This is a genomic window from Micromonospora sp. R77 (genome assembly GCF_022747945.1).
GTDB lineage: Bacteria > Actinomycetota > Actinomycetes > Mycobacteriales > Micromonosporaceae > Micromonospora.
Map to the genome: position 1 here is coordinate 6,393,880 of NZ_JALDST010000001.1, position 14,412 is coordinate 6,408,291.

General features: G+C 73.2%; 15 protein-coding genes and 1 pseudogene. 7 read left to right on the plus strand and 9 right to left on the minus strand.

Translation table 11 applies throughout. From position 1 onward, the window contains the following. The first annotated feature begins 292 nt into the window (after nucleotides 1–292). The 3 genes from MRQ36_RS29575 (at nucleotide 293) to MRQ36_RS29585 (ending at nucleotide 2,841) form a co-directional block, all read left to right on the plus strand. Nucleotides 293–826 carry a GNAT family N-acetyltransferase gene (locus tag MRQ36_RS29575; RefSeq protein WP_242800024.1) on the plus strand — a complete coding sequence of 178 codons (534 nt, stop codon included), beginning with the start codon at nucleotides 293–295 and terminating at the stop codon, nucleotides 824–826. A gap of 142 nt (nucleotides 827–968) precedes the next feature. Continuing rightward, the gene (locus MRQ36_RS29580) at nucleotides 969–1,742 is read left to right on the plus strand and encodes a dienelactone hydrolase family protein (RefSeq protein ID WP_242800025.1); all 774 of its coding nucleotides are present in this window, start codon (nucleotides 969–971) and stop codon (nucleotides 1,740–1,742) included. Between the two features lie 304 nt (nucleotides 1,743–2,046). Beyond that, complete coding sequence (locus MRQ36_RS29585) at nucleotides 2,047–2,841, plus strand: PHB depolymerase family esterase (RefSeq protein WP_242800026.1); 795 nt, start codon at nucleotides 2,047–2,049, stop codon at nucleotides 2,839–2,841. A 192-nt stretch (nucleotides 2,842–3,033) separates the two neighbouring features. On the opposite strand, the gene MRQ36_RS29590 is transcribed toward MRQ36_RS29585, so the two are convergent. The 7 genes from MRQ36_RS29590 to MRQ36_RS29615 all read right to left on the minus strand — a co-directional run bounded on the left by MRQ36_RS29590 (nucleotide 3,034) and on the right by MRQ36_RS29615 (nucleotide 10,563). Then, entirely contained in the window at nucleotides 3,034–4,206 is a 1,173-nt protein-coding gene (locus MRQ36_RS29590; RefSeq protein ID WP_242800027.1) for a hypothetical protein, read from the minus strand. A gap of 240 nt (nucleotides 4,207–4,446) precedes the next feature. Next, nucleotides 4,447–4,953: a DUF2231 domain-containing protein gene (locus MRQ36_RS29595; protein WP_242800028.1), complete on the minus strand. Its 507-nt coding sequence runs from the start codon at nucleotides 4,951–4,953 to the stop codon at nucleotides 4,447–4,449. A gap of 127 nt (nucleotides 4,954–5,080) precedes the next feature. Further along, nucleotides 5,081–5,818 (minus strand): ABC transporter permease, encoded by a 738-nt coding sequence (locus MRQ36_RS29600; protein WP_242800029.1) that lies wholly within the window; start codon nucleotides 5,816–5,818, stop codon nucleotides 5,081–5,083. Between the two features lie 154 nt (nucleotides 5,819–5,972). Next, the gene (locus MRQ36_RS29605) at nucleotides 5,973–7,106 is read right to left on the minus strand and encodes an N-acetylmuramoyl-L-alanine amidase (protein ID WP_242800030.1); all 1,134 of its coding nucleotides are present in this window, start codon (nucleotides 7,104–7,106) and stop codon (nucleotides 5,973–5,975) included. A 246-nt stretch (nucleotides 7,107–7,352) separates the two neighbouring features. Then, nucleotides 7,353–9,758 (minus strand): VIT domain-containing protein, encoded by a 2,406-nt coding sequence (locus tag MRQ36_RS29610; protein WP_242800031.1) that lies wholly within the window; start codon nucleotides 9,756–9,758, stop codon nucleotides 7,353–7,355. Beyond that, nucleotides 9,755–9,883 carry a hypothetical protein gene (locus MRQ36_RS33645; RefSeq protein ID WP_278187629.1) on the minus strand — a complete coding sequence of 43 codons (129 nt, stop codon included), beginning with the start codon at nucleotides 9,881–9,883 and terminating at the stop codon, nucleotides 9,755–9,757. The genes MRQ36_RS29610 and MRQ36_RS33645 overlap by 4 nt, the downstream gene beginning before the upstream one ends. Continuing rightward, nucleotides 9,871–10,563 (minus strand): MerR family transcriptional regulator, encoded by a 693-nt coding sequence (locus MRQ36_RS29615; protein ID WP_242800032.1) that lies wholly within the window; start codon nucleotides 10,561–10,563, stop codon nucleotides 9,871–9,873. Before MRQ36_RS29615 ends, MRQ36_RS33645 begins: the two co-directional genes overlap by 13 nt. 100 nt (nucleotides 10,564–10,663) lie before the next feature. Between MRQ36_RS29615 and MRQ36_RS29620 the strand changes: the two genes are divergently transcribed. The 4 genes and pseudogenes from MRQ36_RS29620 to MRQ36_RS29630 all read left to right on the plus strand — a co-directional run bounded on the left by MRQ36_RS29620 (nucleotide 10,664) and on the right by MRQ36_RS29630 (nucleotide 13,571). Beyond that, on the plus strand, nucleotides 10,664–11,122 hold the full coding sequence (locus MRQ36_RS29620) for a thioredoxin family protein (RefSeq protein ID WP_242800033.1): 459 nt from the start codon (nucleotides 10,664–10,666) through the stop codon (nucleotides 11,120–11,122). Between the two features lie 110 nt (nucleotides 11,123–11,232). Then, nucleotides 11,233–11,328: pseudogene (locus MRQ36_RS34805) on the plus strand (DUF4395 family protein); the annotation flags it as partial. A 106-nt stretch (nucleotides 11,329–11,434) separates the two neighbouring features. After that, on the plus strand, nucleotides 11,435–11,674 hold the full coding sequence (locus MRQ36_RS34810; RefSeq protein WP_374251216.1) for a DUF4395 family protein: 240 nt from the start codon (nucleotides 11,435–11,437) through the stop codon (nucleotides 11,672–11,674). 181 nt (nucleotides 11,675–11,855) lie between these two features. Then, nucleotides 11,856–13,571 (plus strand): hypothetical protein, encoded by a 1,716-nt coding sequence (locus MRQ36_RS29630; protein ID WP_242800034.1) that lies wholly within the window; start codon nucleotides 11,856–11,858, stop codon nucleotides 13,569–13,571. Nucleotides 13,572–13,600: 29 nt separating this feature from the next. On the opposite strand, the gene MRQ36_RS29635 is transcribed toward MRQ36_RS29630, so the two are convergent. Both MRQ36_RS29635 and MRQ36_RS29640 read right to left on the minus strand, forming a co-directional pair. Further along, nucleotides 13,601–13,825 (minus strand): hypothetical protein, encoded by a 225-nt coding sequence (locus MRQ36_RS29635; RefSeq protein ID WP_242800035.1) that lies wholly within the window; start codon nucleotides 13,823–13,825, stop codon nucleotides 13,601–13,603. 98 nt (nucleotides 13,826–13,923) lie between these two features. Then, complete coding sequence (locus MRQ36_RS29640; RefSeq protein ID WP_242800036.1) at nucleotides 13,924–14,400, minus strand: hypothetical protein; 477 nt, start codon at nucleotides 14,398–14,400, stop codon at nucleotides 13,924–13,926. Nucleotides 14,401–14,412: the final 12 nt, after the last annotated feature.

The window sequence follows — 14,412 nt, forward strand, 5'->3', positions numbered from 1 at the left end:
CCGGTGCGACGACCGCCACGCGATGCCCCGGAACGCTTGCGGAGTCCGACGATCCGGATCACCTCATCCGTCATACCCGTGACGCTATGGGCGGTAGCACTGCCCGCCATCAGACCCAGGACGGTGCCGTCGGGTCAACCGTCCGGGTTACGGCGGATCCCGGCGTACATCCTTCGAATGATTGCCGATCGGGTCGGGCGGCCCGCCGGTGGCGCCGGCGACGGCACCGGGAACCCGGTGCCCGGGCACAACGCGGTTGAAGGTGGTGGAGCACGTCCGGTAGGAAGTGCGGATGCTGCGGGGTGAGAGGGTCGGGCTGCGGGCCCGGCACGAGACCGACGTTCCTGTTCTTCATGCGGAGCTCTACGACGACGTCGCCACCCGAGCGAGGGCCGACTCCCGCCCGTGGCGCCCGATCGCACCTGATTCGCCCGCGTCGCCGTACGTGATCAGCGATCCCGTCGACGAGGCGGCCTGCTTCTCGGTGGTGCGCCTCGCCGATGGCGGGCTGGCCGGTGAGGCGCTGTTGTGGGGCATGGACCTGCACAACAGGACGGCTCACGTGGGCATCTCGCTGCGGCCCGCCTTCCGTGGCCAGCAACTGGGAACTGACGCTGTCCGGGTGCTGTGCCACTACGGCTTCGTGGTCCGTGGCCTGCACCGGCTGCAGGTGGAGACACTGGCCGAGAATGTCGCCATGAGACGAGCGGCCGAACGGGCCGGATTCGTCGCCGAAGGCACGTTGCGCCTTTCGGCGTGGGCACACGGCACCTACGCCGACGAGGTCATTCTGGGATTGCTCGCCACGGAGTGGAACACGGACTGACCGCTCGGGCCGGCTGCCCCCTGCGCGATCCTCGCGGGTCTCGAGGCCGATACCGAACCGGGACCTGGGAGGCCTTCCCTAGATTGCTTTTTAATGGTATATTGACATTGATTGCTGCCCTTTTCGATTAAGCTTCGTCTGCATGAGCGACGAATGCCTTCCCTTCACACCGCTGGCACGGCAAGCGGCCGACGCGACGATCGCGACCCGCACCCTGCATTACCGTGACCGGGACACCCCGCTGACCGGCATTGTGTACCGGGACGGGACGCGGCCGGATGCCGGGCCCGGAGTCCTGCTCATTCATGGCGGCGCCGGCCTCGACGCACACGCGCGGGATCAGGCACGCCGCTACGCGGAACTGGGCTACACGGTGCTCGCCTGCGACATGTACGGCGACGGTGTGGCGGCCGACCGTCAGCGCATCATGGAGTGCGTGACCAGCCTGCGCGATGATCCGGAACTCCTGGTCCGGCGTGGCCGGGCCGGATTGCGGGCGCTGTCCGAATGCCCGGAGGTCACCGGCCCGATCGCGGCCATCGGTTTCTGTTTCGGTGGCATGGCCGCCCTCGCGCTGGCCCGGTCCGGCACCGACATCGCCGGCGTCGTCAGCATCCACGGCACCCTCACCACCAGCATGCCTCCTGCCGCGCCAGGAACAGTCAGGGCGCGGATACTCGTCTGCCACGGCGCGTCGGATCCGCACGTCCCCATGGACAGCGTGGTCGCGTTCACCGACGAGATGAACCGGGCCGGGGCCGACTGGCAAGTGATCATCTACGGTCGGGCCATGCATGGTTTCACGCACCGGGACACTGTGCCGGGCGCCTCCGGCGTCGCCTACGACCCGGCCGCCGACGAGCGCTCGTTCGACGCCGTACGGACGTTCCTGGCCGGAGCGCTCGCGGCGCGTTGACGCCGCCCGACAAGGCAGAGGCGGGTCGACGATGTATCCACTGGATCGGCACCCTGTTCCAGGTGGGCGAGCAGCGGTGAGCAGCCGGACGGTCGCAGTGCCGGCGGTGCTGGGGATGGTGATGGCCGGCGTGTTGGCCTGCTCAGCGACACCGCCTGCCCCACCGGTCGCCGGCGGTGCACCCGGCACCGCGACACCGAGCCCCGGTATCCCGGCGCCGGGAACGACCGGAGGCGGCTCTGCTGCGCCCCGCGGCTGCGGGCGTCCGGCGCGTGCCGGCGGGGACGTGACGGTCAGTTTTCCGGTGGATCCGTCCGAGGCGGAGGGCCGCTCCAGCCGTACCGCGCTGGTACATGTGCCGGCCGGCTACCGGTTGGGTAGGCAGTATCCGGTATTGCTGGTCTATCACGGTCATGGTGGCGACGCGGCTGGCATGGCCACCGCCACCGGATTCAGCGCGCTGGCCGACCGGGCAGGTTTCCTTTCGGTGTACCCGCAGGGGTTGCCGGACGGGCCGGGTGGGCCGCCGATGTGGGCCAGCGCAGGACCGGTCGATCACGGCATCGAGGAGCTGCCCGCGACGGTGTCGCTGCTGAACGTGCTCGGCGGCGGATATTGCCTCGATCTGTCCCGGGTGTACGCCACGGGCGTGTCCAACGGTGGTGGCATGGTCAACTACCTTGCCTGCCGCCTCGCCGACCGGGTCGCCGCCGTGGCGCCCGTGGTCGGGAACATGTACGTCCCGAAGGACGGCGGCTGCCGGCCAGTGCGGCCGGTGTCCGTCATGGACGTGCACGCGGTGGACGACCCGGTGGTTGCCTACCAGGGCGACCGCGACGACCCCGCATGGGTGTTGCCGCCCGTGGCGCAGTGGCTGTCCGGCTGGGCCGTGCGGGACCGCTGTCCCGGGCCGTCCACCGAGTCTGCTGCCGGTGCCCGGGAGGTGGTACGCCGGTGGACCGGATGCGCAGCGGGTACCACTGTCGTCGGCTACCGCGTCACCGGCGGGCATCGTTGGCCGCCGGCGTTGGCCGGCACCTCCACCGCCGCCGCGATCTGGGACTTCGTGTCGCGCTACCGCACGCCGGCGGCCGGCTGACGGCCGGTACACGGGGGATCGGTCGGGCGTGCAGGTGCACCCTCATCCGGGCTGGTGACCTTGAGCAGGCTCGGGCCTCGGCCGCCACCCGCCCGGTGGTCGGCTACGGCGGCGGCGTGGAGATCGGGCCGCCGTCGCGCATCGACGAGGTGAGCCGGAGAGCGGCCCGGTGACCCTCACACCGCGCATGATTCAGTCCTCGAACAGCACCTCCGGGTAGTCCGGATCCGGACTGTCCAGCAGCGGCGTCGACCCGTGGCGAAGGAACCGGTCGAAATACGCCGTGAGATACGTCTGTTCGATCTGGACGGCCCGGTCACCGTCGATGGTGCCCACCATCTCCGGCGGGAACATACCGGTCAGGTGTAGCGGCCCGACCAACGCCGCGATGTCGCAGTAGCTCAGGTGTCCAGATCCGGCCAGTTTGAGGTCGCGGTGCCATCCGCTCAGGTGGGACCAGAACTCCGCCCAGGTGCCGTCGTCGGACCTGTCATGGGTGGCGCTGCTCATCAGCAGGAACGGGCGGGACAGCCCGGTGTCGACGACGGGGCCGTAGAGGGTGCCGTCCAGGTCGACGCCGGCAGCAAGGCGTGGATCGGTGTGCATCGCTGCCGCGGTGGTGGCACCGCCCATTGAATGGCCGAACATCCCCACCCGGTGCAGATTCATGGTTCCACGTAGCTGCCCGTCGAGCATCGGTAGCTCGCTCAGCACGAAGGAAGTGTCCTCGGCTCGTACCGCAACGGCCACCGCGTTGCTCTCTGGACCGTCCGGTGGCTGGTCGCGCAGCACCAGCCGCCCTCCGGGGAACTCCACCGCGTCGGCGTCATAGGGGTGGTCCATGGCCACGATGATGAATCCCTGGCTGGCCAGGTCCTCCAACATCGTGGTGTAGAGGCTGCGGCTGCTGCCCGAGCCGGGCGAGAAAAGCACGACGGGCCAGCCGCCGAACGTCCGGCGCGGTAACGCATCCACATGGGCATGCGTACCGATCGCACCGAGCGTTCCGGCCGGCAGACCGCTGGCGTTTTCCTCGAACGCGGCCAGCGCCGGAGTCATGTAGGGAGCCGGAGGTGATCCGTCCACGGCGGTGGCCGGGTACCACAGCTGGACCATGACCGACCGGTCCTGGGGTGCCGGCGCGAACGGATCGGTGCGGTGGTGGTCCGTCAGTTCCCGAGTCAGCGTGCCCACCTCGTACCGGCCGGGCAGCGCCGGCAGCTCGACCTGGTCGGCATCCGACGCCCGCAGGTTCGAGGCAGCCCGCGACGACGCGTGAACAGGTGTCGGGACGAGCACGGCGGGAGAGAACGCAACGGCGAGGGACGCGGCGGCGAGGCCGAGGCGTCTGGCGTTGTTCGTCATCGTTCGATCACACCCGGTCGACCCCCGCGCCGTCGTCCGCCGAGAGGTCGATCAGGCTGTCCGCCGGAGGTTGTACGCCGGTCTTCGTCCGGCCGGCTGCGCGGTACCTCGGCCTGCGCCCGATGGTCAGCGAATGGGCGGCCCCGGACAGCCTGGCACCGGCGCTCGACTGGTTCCTGCGGACCCGACGCGCGCTCAGCCCGCACGAGGCGGCCGGCAGGCCGTCCCCGGGCCGGTGGGTCAGGCGCCGCGGGTGTGCGGGCGCCCGCTGGAGCGGCGGGACAGGGAGCTGGGCGCGTTGACGTCCGCCCCGTCGCTCACGCTGACCCCGAGCCGCTCGACCAGTTCGCCGCCGAGCCACCCGGTGCCCCCGGCGAGCAGGACGCCGACGAAGCTGCAGACCAGGGCGAGCGCGTTCGGGTCCCAGTTGGTGGCGGAGCGGCGCAGCAGCCAGCTCACCGCGAACAGCAGCAGGACCACCACGTTGCCCAGGCCGTGCACGGCCCCGACGCGCTTGGCGCGGGTGCCGGCCGGGATGGCACTCCAGTCGATCAGGCCGAACACCGCGGCGACCAGGCCGCCGACGATGCCGGCGGCGATCGTGTACGCGGCCGAGATCTGGAATCCGGTCCGGTCGGTGATCAGATAGAGGATGTCGAAGATCACCGAGGTGGCGAGCAGCCCCAACGGGAAGACGATCAGGATGGGATGGATCCCGTGGCCCATCGCCTTGGCGCGACTCTCCATGGCAAGCTCTCCCGTCTCTCCCCAGGCGCGGCCGGGTTCCCCGCCACGGCGGCGTTACACCTGCGAGGGCGCCGTCACCGCACTCACCACCCTTTTCCGGGGGGCCGTACCCGGGACAGCGGTCGGGTCAGGTGGCCCGCCACCGGACGAGCAGTTCGACGGTGAGCGCGATCGCCACCGCCTCGACCGCCAGCAGGGTCAGCAGGATCAGCAGCTGGGTGGCGCCGGCCTGGACCGGACCGGCCCCGCCGAGCAGCACACCCACGAACGCCCCGGGCAGGGTGACCAGTCCGACCGTGCGGGTCTGGTCCAGCGCCGGGATCAGCGCCTGACCGGCGGCGGGCCGGCAGATCTCCAGCGCCGCGTCCCGGGGCAGCAGGCCGAGCGCGAGCCCCGCCTCGTACTCGCCGTGGCGGGAGCGCAGCTCGTCGAGCGTCCGCCGGCCGGCCAGGCTCGTCGCGGTCATCGCCCCGCCGATCAGGATGCCGGCCGTCGGCAGCACCACCAGCGGCGTCACGGGCAACGCCCGCCCGGCCAGGAGTACGCCGAGGGCGGGCACCACCCCGGCCGCGATCGCCAGCGCGGTGACCGGCACCGGGCAACCCGGTCCGATCCGGCGGCGGGCGGTGACGGTGGCGACGGCGTACATGAGCAGGACGAACGCGCCGGTGCTCCACCAGGCGCGCAGCACGGCCACGATCACCAGCGACACGACGCCGAGCTGGACGGTGGCCCGGACGGCGGCGCCGAGGATCGCCCGGGCCCGGCCCAGGCCGCTGAGCCGCAGCACGGCGGCCCCGGCCAGGGTGAGCCCGGAGAGGGTGGCGACGAGCGCCGGTCCGATCGGGACGGACGGCGCGCTCATCGGACGCGGCGGCGGGTCGGCCCCATGTCGCCTCCTCGATCGTGGCCCGCGCATCCTCGCAGATCGAGGGGTGGCCGACGAGGGGGCGGGCCCCGGCCGGGTGCGGTGGGGGTGGCGCCGTTGACACCCCCACCGCTTCCCCGCCGGTGCGCGGTCAGTCCTGACGGAAGGACTGGCGCACCACACCACCCACCAGAGCACACCAGGTGGTGGTGCTGACCTTGCCGTTGGCGGGCAGGCCGTGCAGTCGCTGCAGGTCCTGCACCGCCTTCTTGGTGACGTGGTCGTACTCGCCGGTGACGGTGACCTCGGCGTACCCCTTGTAGTTCAGCATGAACTGCACGGCGCTGACCGGGATGCCGGTGGCGTCCTTGTCGAGTTCCGGGGCGAGGGTCTCCCAGGTCGGCGCGGTGAGGGTGGCGTCGACGTCGACCGGGATGCTGTTGCGGGCCTGCCAGTCCTGCACGGCCGCCACGGTGGTGGTGTCGAAGACACCGGTGACCGGGACGGTGTAGCCGCGGAAGGTGAGCAGGTACTGCGCGACCTGCACGGCCGGGCCGCCGACGAAGCGCCAGACGTCCGGCCAGCGGCGGGCGGGCACGTCGGCCAGGTCGGTGCCCAGCGCACGGAAGACCTGCCGGCGCAGGGTGGGGAACTCGCGGTAGAACATCGCGCCCGGGCACTGGGTGGCCCGGAAGTCCCAGTGGCCGAAGATGTCGTGCGCGTGCAGGCCGTACTGCCGGCAGATGGTGGTGCAGAGCTTGACCAGCGCGCCGAGCAGTTCCTGCGGCGGGGTCTCGGTGACGTAGGTGCCCTCGTTCTCGATGCCGATGGCCCGGCCGTTCTCGCCGGGGCAGTGCGCCGAGATCATCTGCCGGTCACCGGCCTCGAGGCGTTCGAGGCTGCCGTGCCGGCCCTCGAGGACGTGACCGCCCCGGCTCACCGTGAAGTGCTGCCCGGTGTCGGACCAGTGGTTGACGTCCAGGTGCAGGTCCTGGCAGTCGCGGGCGAGCTGCTTGGCGTGTTCCTCGGAGTAGTCGGTGCTGTTCGGGAACGCCATGTGGTGCACGATGATCTTGTTGGTGGCGATCGCGCTGATCGACAGCGGGTCCGCCGGGGGACGGGCGCCCCACTCGTCGCAGCTGATGATCCAGTCCAGGTCCGCGCCCGGCGCCGCCTGCGCGGCGACGGGGAGGGCGAGTTCGCTCCCGACGACCGCGACCGCCGCGGCACCGAGTCCGGCCCGCAGCAGAGTACGACGGTCCAGCTCGGGGTGGTCGAAGTGCATGGCATCTCCTCTGTGGCCGGCGAGGCCGGGTGCATGAAAAGGAGCTCCAACAAGGGCGCGCGAGTTGGAGGATATTGCCATCGCGGGGCGGAGCGCTAGTGCCTGGGCGGTCAGTTGCGCGGTGCGGGGTGTCCGGGAGGCATTGATCGCCGGCTCGACCGGCACCGCACCCGCACCGGAATGCCGGTGCGGGTGCGGATGACCAGGACCTGGGTCAGCAGCCGCGACGGAACCGCGGCTGCTCGACTAGCGCTTCCAGAAGTTCCGCCGGGCGGCACTGCGCGGCGGGTCGACCGGGCGCCCGGCCGCGTACTCGTCGAGGGTCCGCAGGCAGTGCTCCCACAGCTCGGTCAGCTCCCGCCGGGCGACCTCGGTCGGGGTGAGCGCCTCGGCCAGCGCGCGCAGCGGTCCCTCGCCGAGCACCGCCAGCCGGCTGCCCAGATCCTCCAGCAGCTCTTGCCGCTCGTGGTCGGGCCGGTCCTGCGCCTCGCGCAGGCGCCGGGCCTCGGTGGCCGCGAGCGCGCGCAGGTCACCGGCCGGTTCGGGCGCGCGGGGCGCGGGGGCGACCGGCATCGACCCGTACCCGGTGGCAGCCCCGCCGGCGGCGCGGGCCGCGCCGAACGGTCCGGACCGGACGGTCCGCCCGCCGGGGCGAAGCCGCCGTGCAGGGCCGCGCCGGCGCGCCGGCCCGCCGCCTGGCCACCCCCGGCGGTACGGGCATCGACGCCGACATCGCCGCGAACCCGTTGCTGGAGAAGTCTGCCGAGAACGCCGGCGGGGCAGCCGGCGGTGCCCAGCCGGACGGCAGTTCCACCGGCTGGATGACGCGCTGGGCGGTCCGCCGTCGGTCACCACCCGGCTGTCCACGGCCACGTACGCGGTGTACCGGCACAGCACGCCGAACCGGAGCGAGGTGGCGGTGATCCGCTGCTCCAGCGGTACGGCCGGGCCGCCGGCCGCCGCCGCGTCCTCCAGGTCGCGCAGGTGGGCCCGGGCCCAGATCGCCGTCACCGCCGGCGCCTCCCGCCGCTCGGCGGTCGCCGACGCGGCGAACTCCCGGCCGTCCCGGGTGGTGCCGTGCAGGGTCAGCGTGCCCTGGCCGGCACCCCGGTACCGACCGCTGACGACGAACGGCACACCCGGGAACACGTCCGGCAGCCGGGCCGGCGTCACCGTCTCCGCCACGACGGACAGTCCCTGGTCCGCCAGCCGTACCGCGGTGACGGCCGGCGCGCCGATCCGCCGGTGGATGTGGTCCATCGCCTCGTCCAGCCGGTCCTCGCTCTCCACCAGTTCGCAGCGGCCGCCGCCGACCACCGCCAGCCGGCCGAGGAAGCCCGCGTTGACGGCCCGGTCGATGCCGACGGTGTGCACGCGTACCCCGCGCAGGCCGCCGCTGACCTCGCGCAGCAGCTGGTCCTCGTTGCCCACCTGACCGTCGGTCACCAGCACCAGCACCCGGTCGGTGGCGTCGCCGGTAGCCAACAGGGCGAGCGCGTCGTGCAGTGGCTGCAGCAGCTCGGTGCCACCCCGGGCCTCCGTCCGGGCCAGGTGTTCGATCGCCCGGTACCGGTTGCGGTCGGTCGCCGGCACCAGGCCGGACGGCAGGTGCGGTGGCGTCTCCACCTCGTGGTCGAAGGCGAGTACCGCGAACCGGTCGCCCGGCACGAGGGTGTCCACGATGCGGGCGGCGGCGCGTCGGGCGGCGACCATCTTCCAGCCGCCCATGCTCCCCGAACGGTCCAACAGCAGCACCACGTCCCGCGGCCGGGGGCGCTGCGGCGACTCCGGGGGCAGCACGGTCAGCCGGAAGGTGCCCTCGTCGCCGTCCGGATCCGGGCTGACCACCAACGATGTCGACGACTGGTCGGCGCGGTACGGCAGCCGCAGCACGAAGTCCCGATCGACCCGCTCGCCGGGCCGGACCCGCAGCCGCCCGTCCACCGTCTCGACCGCGTGCAGGCTGGAGCGCACCTCGTCCAGCGACAGTCCGGCCGCGTCGACGCCGACGTCGATGCTCAGCCGCACCGGGTCGGGGAAGCCGGGCAGCAGCACCGGCGGGGTGATCCGGGACGCGTCCGGCACCGCGTCGGTGTCCTGCGCGTGCCCGTCGCCCACCGGGTCGTCCCGCAAGGTGCGGCCCGGCACGTAGCGCGGCGCGACCACCAGCGGGAAGCGGAAGGTCGCCTCACCGTCCGCCCAGGCCAGCGGCCCGGTCAGGGTCACCGTGACGCTGACCCGCTCACCGGGCCGGATGTTGCCGACCCGCATGGTGAACACGTCCGGCCGCTCCTCCTCGGCGATGGACGCACGCTGACCGGCAGCGATCGCCTCGTCATAGGTCTGCCGGGCCTCGGCACGCTCGCGCAGCTCGGCCTGCACCACGCGGCCGTCGGCGGTCATCCGCATCGCGGTCACCGCGGCCCGGTCCGGCAGGGGGAAGACGTACGTCGCCTCCAGCGGACGGTCGTGCACGTTACGGAAGTCCTGACTCAGCTCCACCCGGGACACCAGCCCGGTGATGTCCACCCGCACGTCCAGCCGCTCCAGCGGCAGGTTGCCGTGTTCGGTGCGCAGGGCACCGAGGCCGGCCTCGTCCGCCGCGCCGGCCGGCCCGGCCGGTTCCGCCTCGGGCATGGTGACGATCCTCATCGGTCGTACTCCCTCTCAGGTGTCGGCAGCAGCCCGCGAGCGGCGAGCAGGTCGAGCAGGGGTCGAGCGGCCTCGGTGATGGCCGCGGCGTCGTCGGGGTCGGGCGCCGCGGTCAGCAGCAGCACCGCGCCCTCGTCCAGGGGTACGCCGAACAGCAGCGCCGCCGGCTGCCGGCCGCGCCGCAGCGCGTCACCACCGCCCGCCGGCTCGGCTCGTGGCGTGCTGTCCGGGCGGGGCGACCCGGCACCGGGGGCCGTCGCGTCGGTCCGTGGCGTGCCGTCCCGGCGGGACGCGGCGGCGGCCACCGGCGCGGCCGGGGTGTGGCGGTCGGCGGGGGAGCGGACCAGAACGCGCCGGCCGGCCGGGTGGGCGCCGCCGCGTCGGCCGGCCGTCGGGCGTCCTGCGCTGCGGCCCGGTCACCGCTGCGCGGGGCGCGGGCCGGGCCCGCCGGGGTGTCCGTCGGCCGGCCGGGGTCCAGCAGCTCGGCGGGCACCTCGGCGATCTCGGCGAGCACCCGGTCGGGTGCCCCGGCCAGCTCCGCCTGGATCTCCGCGATGGTGCGTCCCGCCGCCTGGCGGCGTTTGACCGCCACCAGTTGCAGCAGGTGCCGAACGCCGTAGTACGCGGTGCGGCCGCGCATCGCGGCGGGCCGGTCGAGCAGCCCGATGGTCGCGTACCACCGGATGGTGCGGGTGGTGGGACGGTCCCGCACGCGACCGCTCGGGATGCCCTGGTACGCCCCGCCGGCCAGGGCGGCATCCACCCGGCCGGTGAGCTCCTCGATGGTCCACGGGGCGTCGGTCACCGGCAGATCCTGACACTGTCATATGACAGTGTCAACTACCATCGTCCGGGTGGGTGGGACGCGGGACGGGCCACGCCACCGCCTGTGGCACCCTTGACCAGTGCAGGAGACCTCCGTGACCGGCGTCGTCGCGGTCCTCGTCGTGCTCGCGCTGGCGAGCGCGTTCGGCTGGTGGCGCCGGCACCGGGACGGCCGGCTCCGGCCGGTCGACACCGCGCCGGGCGAGTCGCCGACCCCGACCCTCCCGGCGGCGCTCACCGCCCTCGGCGTACGGGCCGGAACGGTCACCCTCGTGCAGTTCTCCTCCCCGGTCTGCGCCCCCTGCCGGGCCACCCGGCGGGTCCTCGACCAGGTCCGCGCGGACGTCGACGGCGTACACCTGATCGAGGTCGGCGTCGACGAGCACCTCGACCTGGCGCGGGAGCTGGACATCTGGCGTACCCCGACGGTGCTGGTGGTGGACCCGGCCGGGCGGATCGCGCGGCGCGCCTCCGGCGTGCCCGCCCGGGACGACCTCGTCGCGGCCGTGACGCCGCTGCTGGCCGGGGCGCGGGGATGACCGGGGTGGCGCTGACCCGGCGGCGGGTGGTCGACCACGGGCGGCTGGCGGCGAGCCTCTGTGCGCCGGCCCGCCCCGCCTGACCCGCCCCAGCGCCCGAACGGAACCCCATGTTGCTCGACCCTCGCGGGCCGCGGTTCGCCGCCGCCCTCACCACCGTCGTCCTCGCCGTCGCCCTGGTCACCGGCTCCGGCTGGCTCGTGCTCGCCCAGGCCGCCGTCTTCGCCCTCACCGCCGCCAACCCGCGCCTCGGCCCGTACGGCCTGCTCTTCCGTCTCCTGGTGGCACCCCCGCCTGCGGCCGCCCGCCGAGCTGGAGCCCGTCGCGCCGGTCCGGTTCGCCCAGCTCGTCGGCCTGGTCTTCGCCAGTGTCGGAGCGTTCGGCTACCTGGCCGGCGTGCCCGCGCTCGGGCTCGGCGCCACCGCCGCGGCGCTCGCCGCCGCGTTCCTCAACGCCGCCTTCGACGTCTGCCTCGGCTGCGAGGGCTACCTGGCGTTCCGCCGGCTCACCGGCCGACCCGTCGCCGCCCGGGTGCCCGCCCGCACCACCTGACCCCCCATCCGCCCTCCACCGCTCCGCCGCCGGATGGGCACCATCGACCGATCACCGGCCGGCCCGGGACTCCGTACCCTGGCTCCGGTGACGGCGGACAGCGGCACGCGCGACGACGGCCCGGCTCAACCGGCGGCGTCTGCTCGCCGCCGCCGGCGGCCTCGCCGTCGCCGGTGTCGGCGTGCCCGTGGCGCTCGCCGCCACCGCCGACCCGCCGCCGCCCGCACCGGCCCGGGGCCGCCGCCCGATCAGCATGGCCCTGCACATCCACGCCTCGTTCAGCGAGGGCACCGCCAGCTACGCCGCCCACCTCGACCAGGCGCACCGCAACGGCGTCGACGTGATCTGGTGGACCGACCACGACTTCCGCGTCGCCGCCCACGACCACCGCCGCGCCGTCCACTTCGACGGCGCGGAGGAGTTGGAGGGCGCCCTGGCCTGGACCTGGACGGCGTCCACCGAGGGGCGGCTGACCGCGTCGGCCGCCGACTTCGTCGACACCCCGCACGCCACCGACGACCCGGGCCGGGCACTGCGGCTCGCGGCCACCGGCGACGGCATCCTCTGGTACGCCGGCAAGGCGTGGAACTGGACGCACACCGGCAACATCTCCGACACCACCCTCCACCTGGACGTGCTGCCCGAGGTGGCCGGACCGGACGCCACACTGATCGTCGAGATCGCCCTGTCCCACCACCCGGCCCAGGCCGGCCGCCCCGCCGGCCAGTACGTGCTGCGCTACCGGCTCGGCGCGGCCCGGACCGCCGGCCACTCCACCGACGGCCTGCGCGGCACCGTCGACCTGCCCGCGCCGGTGGGGGAGTGGCGCCGGCACACCCTGCCGCTGGTGGCGGACGTGCGGCGGCTCTGGCCCGACCTGGTCGCCGGGGACAACTCGCTGCGCGGGCTGCGCCTCGGCGTCGACGTACGCGGGTCGGCGCGCGGCAGCTTCGTGCTGGACCGGCTGGTCTTCGACCGGGCCCGCCGCGCCGGGCAGGCCGGCGAGGAACTCCGCGCCGAGGTGCTGCGCGGCTATGACGGGCGGTTCCCCGGGGTCACCCACCACCGGGCGTACGAGGTGTCGATGGTGCGGCACCTCAACTGGTTCGGCGGGGACCAGACCCTGCCCGAGTTCCCGTCACCGCCGTACCGGGACAACGACGTGGACCGCACCGAGCGGATGGTCGAGTTCCTGCACGCGCACGGCGGCGTGGTCTGCTGGAACCACCCGCTCGACGTGGCGGACCGGGAGTCCCTGGCCCGGTTGATGGTGCAGCGCAACAACCTCGGCGCCGACCTGATCGAGATCGGTCGCACCCCGCTCGACGACCACCTCTGGGCGTACGACGTGGCCGCCCGCAACGCCGTCTTCGCCACCGCCGTCGGGGTCACCGACGACCACGACGGCACCGACTGGCGGGGCGGCGCCGACCGGCACGTCACGTACGTCTGGGCACCCTCCACCGGCCGCGACGACCTGGTCGCGGCGCTGCGCGCCGGGCAGGCCTGGTTCACCGACCTGGCCCGCTTTCGGGGCGCACTCGACATCGAGGTCGACGGGCGCAGCGCGATGGGCGGCGTCCTGCTCACCCCGGCCGCCGAGGTGACCGTCCGCCTGCACGCCACCGACCTGCCCGGCGGCGCGTCCCTGGAGGTGGTCACCGGGACGGTCGACCTCGCCGGCGTCGCCGACCTCACGCCCGCCACCACGACCACCCGCGTCGCCGCCCGGCAACTCCGGCCGGGCTGGTACGACCTGCGCCTGCCACCGGGCGCCGGTGCCTACGTCCGCACCCAGGTCCGGGCGACCGACGGCGCGATGCTCGGCGCGAGCAACCCGACCTGGCTGCTGCGCTCCGCACCCCCACGCGGCATCCCACCCGCCCGCCGCCGCTGACCGCCTTCGCCGTCACCGGTCTGGGGCAGTCAGCACGCGAAGATCGCGCCGGGCGGGAAGTCACCGGTCGACCGCCGTTCCTTGACGATCTTCGCAGCGATCGCACCAGCCGGGGAATTCAAGTTGCCATCCTCCACGGATGCCTGGAGGGTGTGCTTGTCGATGACCAGGACCCGGTCGAAGTCGTCATCGAAGCCGAAGGCGTAGCGAACAACATCGTCCTGCTCGCCGATCCGTCGAGCGGTCACCATCATTCCCACCACCCACCACCAATGTCGCCCAGTCGTCGTCGGCGGCGGGCGGGTGTTGGCCGCTCTTGCTGCCGGCCTGCTCCTGTTCGCATCGTCTGCCGTCAGCGCGACTGGATGGCGCGTCCGTACCGCTGCCACGCGTCGCGCTGATCGGCGTCGGGTGACGTTCGGGGTGGAAACCAGGTCAGGCCCATCGACGGGTCCCAGGCCGCTACCAGAACGTCGAGACCGGCGACCAATGCCGCGGGCCACAGGGCGGCCGACGCCAATTCGGTGAAGAGCAGCCGCGCCTCGGCCAGCTGAACAGTGCGTTCACGGCCTGTGTATCCCAGATCCCAGATGATCTCGTAGTCGTCCAGGAGCGAGGCTTCATCGCCGGTGGCTGCCGGGTCGGCGAGGTAGTTTTCGGCGACCTCTCCACCGATCTGCTTGTTCTGGTCAGCATGAGCGGGCCGACTGAGGAAGATTGCTGCGGCCTTCCCCCGCGAAAAATCCATGGCCAGGACGCTCGCTATCTGCCTCGCGGCTTCCTCGGGCGATAGGTCGGTACGAATGAAGATGTGCTCTTGTACTGACATCTCTGACCGCCC